The organism is Polaromonas sp. (assembly GCF_018780625.1).
Taxonomy (GTDB): Bacteria; Pseudomonadota; Gammaproteobacteria; order Burkholderiales; family Burkholderiaceae_C; genus Polaromonas.
This window is the reverse complement of record NZ_JADMJK010000107.1, coordinates 1-3,398: the sequence shown is the minus strand read 5'-3', so window position 1 is coordinate 3,398 and position 3,398 is coordinate 1. Positions and strand designations below refer to the sequence as shown.

General features: G+C 59.7%; 5 protein-coding genes. 3 read left to right on the top strand and 2 right to left on the bottom strand.

The annotated features are described in order from the left end of the window. Nucleotides 1-370: 370 nt before the first annotated feature. The 3 genes from IV091_RS09590 to thiD all read left to right on the top strand — a co-directional run bounded on the left by IV091_RS09590 (nucleotide 371) and on the right by thiD (nucleotide 1,954). On the top strand, nucleotides 371-694 hold the full coding sequence (locus IV091_RS09590) for a hypothetical protein (RefSeq protein WP_293468073.1): 324 nt from the start codon (nucleotides 371-373) through the stop codon (nucleotides 692-694). Nucleotides 695-828: 134 nt separating this feature from the next. Further along, nucleotides 829-1,005 carry a hypothetical protein gene (locus tag IV091_RS09585; RefSeq protein ID WP_293468071.1) on the top strand — a complete coding sequence of 59 codons (177 nt, stop codon included), beginning with the start codon at nucleotides 829-831 and terminating at the stop codon, nucleotides 1,003-1,005. 103 nt (nucleotides 1,006-1,108) lie between these two features. Further along, nucleotides 1,109-1,954, top strand: a complete 846-nt coding sequence (thiD, locus tag IV091_RS09580) for a bifunctional hydroxymethylpyrimidine kinase/phosphomethylpyrimidine kinase (RefSeq protein WP_293468069.1) — start codon at nucleotides 1,109-1,111, stop codon at nucleotides 1,952-1,954. Nucleotides 1,955-2,039: 85 nt separating this feature from the next. Here the strand turns inward: thiD and IV091_RS09575 are convergent, their stop codons facing one another. Both IV091_RS09575 and IV091_RS09570 read right to left on the bottom strand, forming a co-directional pair. Next, nucleotides 2,040-3,140, bottom strand: a complete 1,101-nt coding sequence (locus IV091_RS09575) for an NAD(P)/FAD-dependent oxidoreductase (protein ID WP_293468067.1) — start codon at nucleotides 3,138-3,140, stop codon at nucleotides 2,040-2,042. A 73-nt stretch (nucleotides 3,141-3,213) separates the two neighbouring features. Further along, nucleotides 3,214-3,398 (bottom strand): DUF3470 domain-containing protein (locus tag IV091_RS09570; protein WP_293468066.1); only part of this gene is annotated, 185 nt, incomplete at its 5' end.

The following is a 3,398-nucleotide window of genomic DNA, read 5'->3' as shown; positions in this document are numbered from 1 at the left end:
CGCCAGCCATGACCGCTTGCCTGCGGTCAATATGGGTTCACCGCGCGCTTACGGTTTTCTGCCTACAAAATAGCCTGATTGTGTAGCTCCATGACTCAATATTTTGCTTGAGTGAAATTTGAACGGGTCATGGGCTGCGCCGGCACTTAGGTCACAAGCCTAAGTGTTTTTTTCGTTTCTGGAACAGGCCTCGATAGCAACTCTTTGGGTGTCGCATGGGTTCGGTGGGCTGCAGGGTGCTTAAGCCCGCGTGATTTGCCAACGTTCAAGCGCTTCGCCATCCCGTCACCATCCAAACAAGACCAAGGGTGATATCGACCACTGCACCACTCCGCTAAACTAAAACACATGCAATTACCGAAAGAAAAAAATGGTTGATAAAAATGCGCAACGGGCCCACCTTGAAACCTTCGATGATTTTGACAATGGCCTGTCCGACCTGATTGATCTCTGGTCCAGTTCCCCGAAGACGGCAACCCAGGCTGCCAAGGAATCAGCACTCGCTCATTTCAAGGAAGACCTCGAAGCTGCGGCGCTCAAGTGGATCGACAACAAAGCCAAGTCCAAAAAATACGCGGCCATTGGGCAAGAGTTGGCTGAGTTTGAAGAAGTACTGAAGGAAGGCTCAGACGTGGCCCCTGAAGCCGACAACACCGACTCTGCTGCATCTGCCAAGGCCAGGAAGAAGGACTGAGCCTCCCTGGTTCTGGCCCGGGTTGACGAGTACAAAATGAAAAAGCCCGTTTTCCGAAAGGTCAGCGGGCTTTTTTGTGGGCCACTGGTCCCCGCGCAGCCCGCGCCACACCACGGTCCCATGACAAGGAAATAATGATCCCCCATCTTTGTGCTGCAGATTTCTGGGCTGACGTGGCGGCTGAAAAGGTGCAAGCGCGCGGCTTGGGGGTTGGCCGCCTGGCCGTCAGTCTCCTGGATGCGCTGCAGCTGCTTGATCGGGTCACATTTGAAAACCGGCTCAGGCTGGAAGTGTCAACATGGCCCGGCTAAGACCCGGTTGTGCGCGCGCTGTGTGCGGCCGATGACCCCTGCGCTGCGGCCTTGCGCCTGCGGACAATGTGTGACGACGCTTTAAACGCACGAGAATAGACCCATGACCGACGAAATGTTTGAATTTGAATACCCCCGCGTGCTGTCTATTGCGGGCTCTGACAGCGGGGGCGGCGCCGGCATTCAGGCCGACCTGAAAACCTTTGCCGCCCTGGGTTGCTACGGCATGACAGCCATCACCGCCCTGACCGCTCAAAACACGCAAGGTGTGCGGGCGATTCATGGGGTGCCGCCCGACATGCTGCGCCAGCAGATTGATGCGGTGGTTGAAGACATCGGCCTGCATGCGGTAAAAATTGGCATGCTGCACGCGCCCGAGATTGTGCACACCGTGGCAGAGGCGATTGACCGGCACGCGCTGGTCAATGTGGTGCTTGACCCGGTGATGGTCGCGACCAGTGGCGCGGTGCTGATCGAGAATCCGGCGATTGCAGCGCTGGTGCGCGAGCTGTTTCCGCGTGCCGATCTGGTCACGCCCAACCTGGATGAAGCCGCCTTGCTGGTGGGCCGGCCTTTGAACGATGAGCGCGACATGGAGGCAGCTGCGCACGACTTGCTGGCCATGGGCGCGCGGGCGGTGCTGCTCAAGGGCGGACACCTGCAAGGCGAGGTGGTCAGCGACTTGCTGCTGATGCCAGGCGGCGCGCTGACCTGGATGCGCGCGCCGCGTATTCACAGTGCCAACACGCATGGCACGGGCTGCACGCTGTCGTCGGCCATTGCCGCGCGCCTGGCCCTGGGGGCGAGCTTGCTGGACGCGGTGCAGGCCGCGCGCGCTTTTGTGCGGGCGGCGCTGGAGGCGGGCGCCAAGGTGCGCACGGGGGCCGGCAGCGGGCCGCTGAACCATGGCCATGCACCCCGGGCGATGCAGCTCCTGCCGCTGCGGTAAGCCGCAAGGCGCAGACGCCCGCAAAAAAGCCCGCGCTCGGGCGGGCTGGCAGGTGGGTTTTAAGGCTTCAGGGCCTGGGCCGGCGTCAGTCAAATACCGGTGATTCAACCCCCAGCACCTTGTGCAGCTTGGGGCTGGTGGTGGTGTACTGCAGGTGGATTTTCTTGTCCGGAAAGATGAACGGCGCGGCGCCAAACGCGGCCAGTGCGCATTCGTGAAAGCCGCTCAAAATCAGCTTCTTCTTGCCGGGGTAGGTGTTGATGTCACCCACCGCAAAAATGCCCGGCACATTGGTCGAGAATTTTTCGGTGTCCACCTTGAGCTGCTTGCGCTCGATGTCCAGGCCCCAATGGGCGATGGGCCCCAGCTTGGGTGACAGGCCAAAAAAGACCAGCAGCACGTCCAGTGGCACCACGCGGGTGATGCCGTCAGCGCCGGTGACCTTGGCGCCCGTCAGCTTGCCGTCTTTTTCATCGTAGCCCGTGACCTGGCCGACGAGGAACTGCATCTCGTAGGCATCGCAAAGCTCCCGCATCTTGGCGACGCTGGCCGGCGCGGCCTTGAAGCCGTCGCGGCGGTGAACCAGGATGACGCTTTCGGCCTTGTTCGGACCGTCCTTGACGAAATTCAGCGCCCAATCCAGCGCGGAATCGCCGCCGCCCACGATCACCAGGTTTTTGCCGGCAAAGTCGGCCGGGTTTTTGACCCGGTAGAACAACTGGCTGTCGTCGAATTTTTCCAGTCCATCAACCCGCAACAGCTTGGGCTGAAAAGCGCCCACGCCAGCCGCAATGAAAATGGTCTTGGTCAGGAACTGCGTGCCCTTGGAGGTTTCGACAAAGAAACGCCCGTCTTCCTGCTTTTCAACCACGCTGACTTCCTGCCCGAAGTGAAAGGTCGCGCCAAACGGCTCGATTTGCTTGAGCAGGTTGTCGGTCAGTTCCTTGCCGGTGCAGACCGGAACGGCCGGAATGTCGTAAATTGGCTTGTCGGGGTAGAGCTCAATGCACTGGCCACCGGGGTAGGCCAGCGAATCGATCACATGCGCCTTGATCTCAAGCAGGCCCAGTTCAAACACCTGGAACAGGCCCACCGGGCCCGCGCCCACAATGACGGCATCGGTTTCGATTGGACCGTCATGCTCGGCGGCGGTGTTGATCACTTCTTGATTCAATTGGGGTTCCATGGGGTCTCGGCTTGCTTGCATTAAAACGGCGCGTGGTAATGGGTATTAGGTAATGTGAAGGACTGTGCGCGACTCAGCGCACCAGTTCGGACAGCTTGCCTGTCTTGTCTTTCCAGTCATCGGCATCGGGCAGGGCGTCCTTGCGCTTGGTGATGCTTTTCCAGCCTGGGGCGCGGCTCAGGTCTGCATTGATTTTGATGAATTGCAGCTGGTCGGCCGGCGTGTCTTCTTCGGCATAAATGGCATTGACCGGGCATT

Coding starts and splice junctions, on each gene's coding strand:
- IV091_RS09585 (WP_293468071.1), top strand. CDS start 829: ATGATCCCCCATCTTTGTGCTGCAGATTTCTGGGCTGACGTGGCGGCT.
- thiD (WP_293468069.1), top strand. CDS start 1,109: ATGACCGACGAAATGTTTGAATTTGAATACCCCCGCGTGCTGTCTATT.
- IV091_RS09590 (WP_293468073.1), top strand. CDS start 371: ATGGTTGATAAAAATGCGCAACGGGCCCACCTTGAAACCTTCGATGAT.
- IV091_RS09575 (WP_293468067.1), bottom strand. CDS start 3,140: ATGGAACCCCAATTGAATCAAGAAGTGATCAACACCGCCGCCGAGCAT.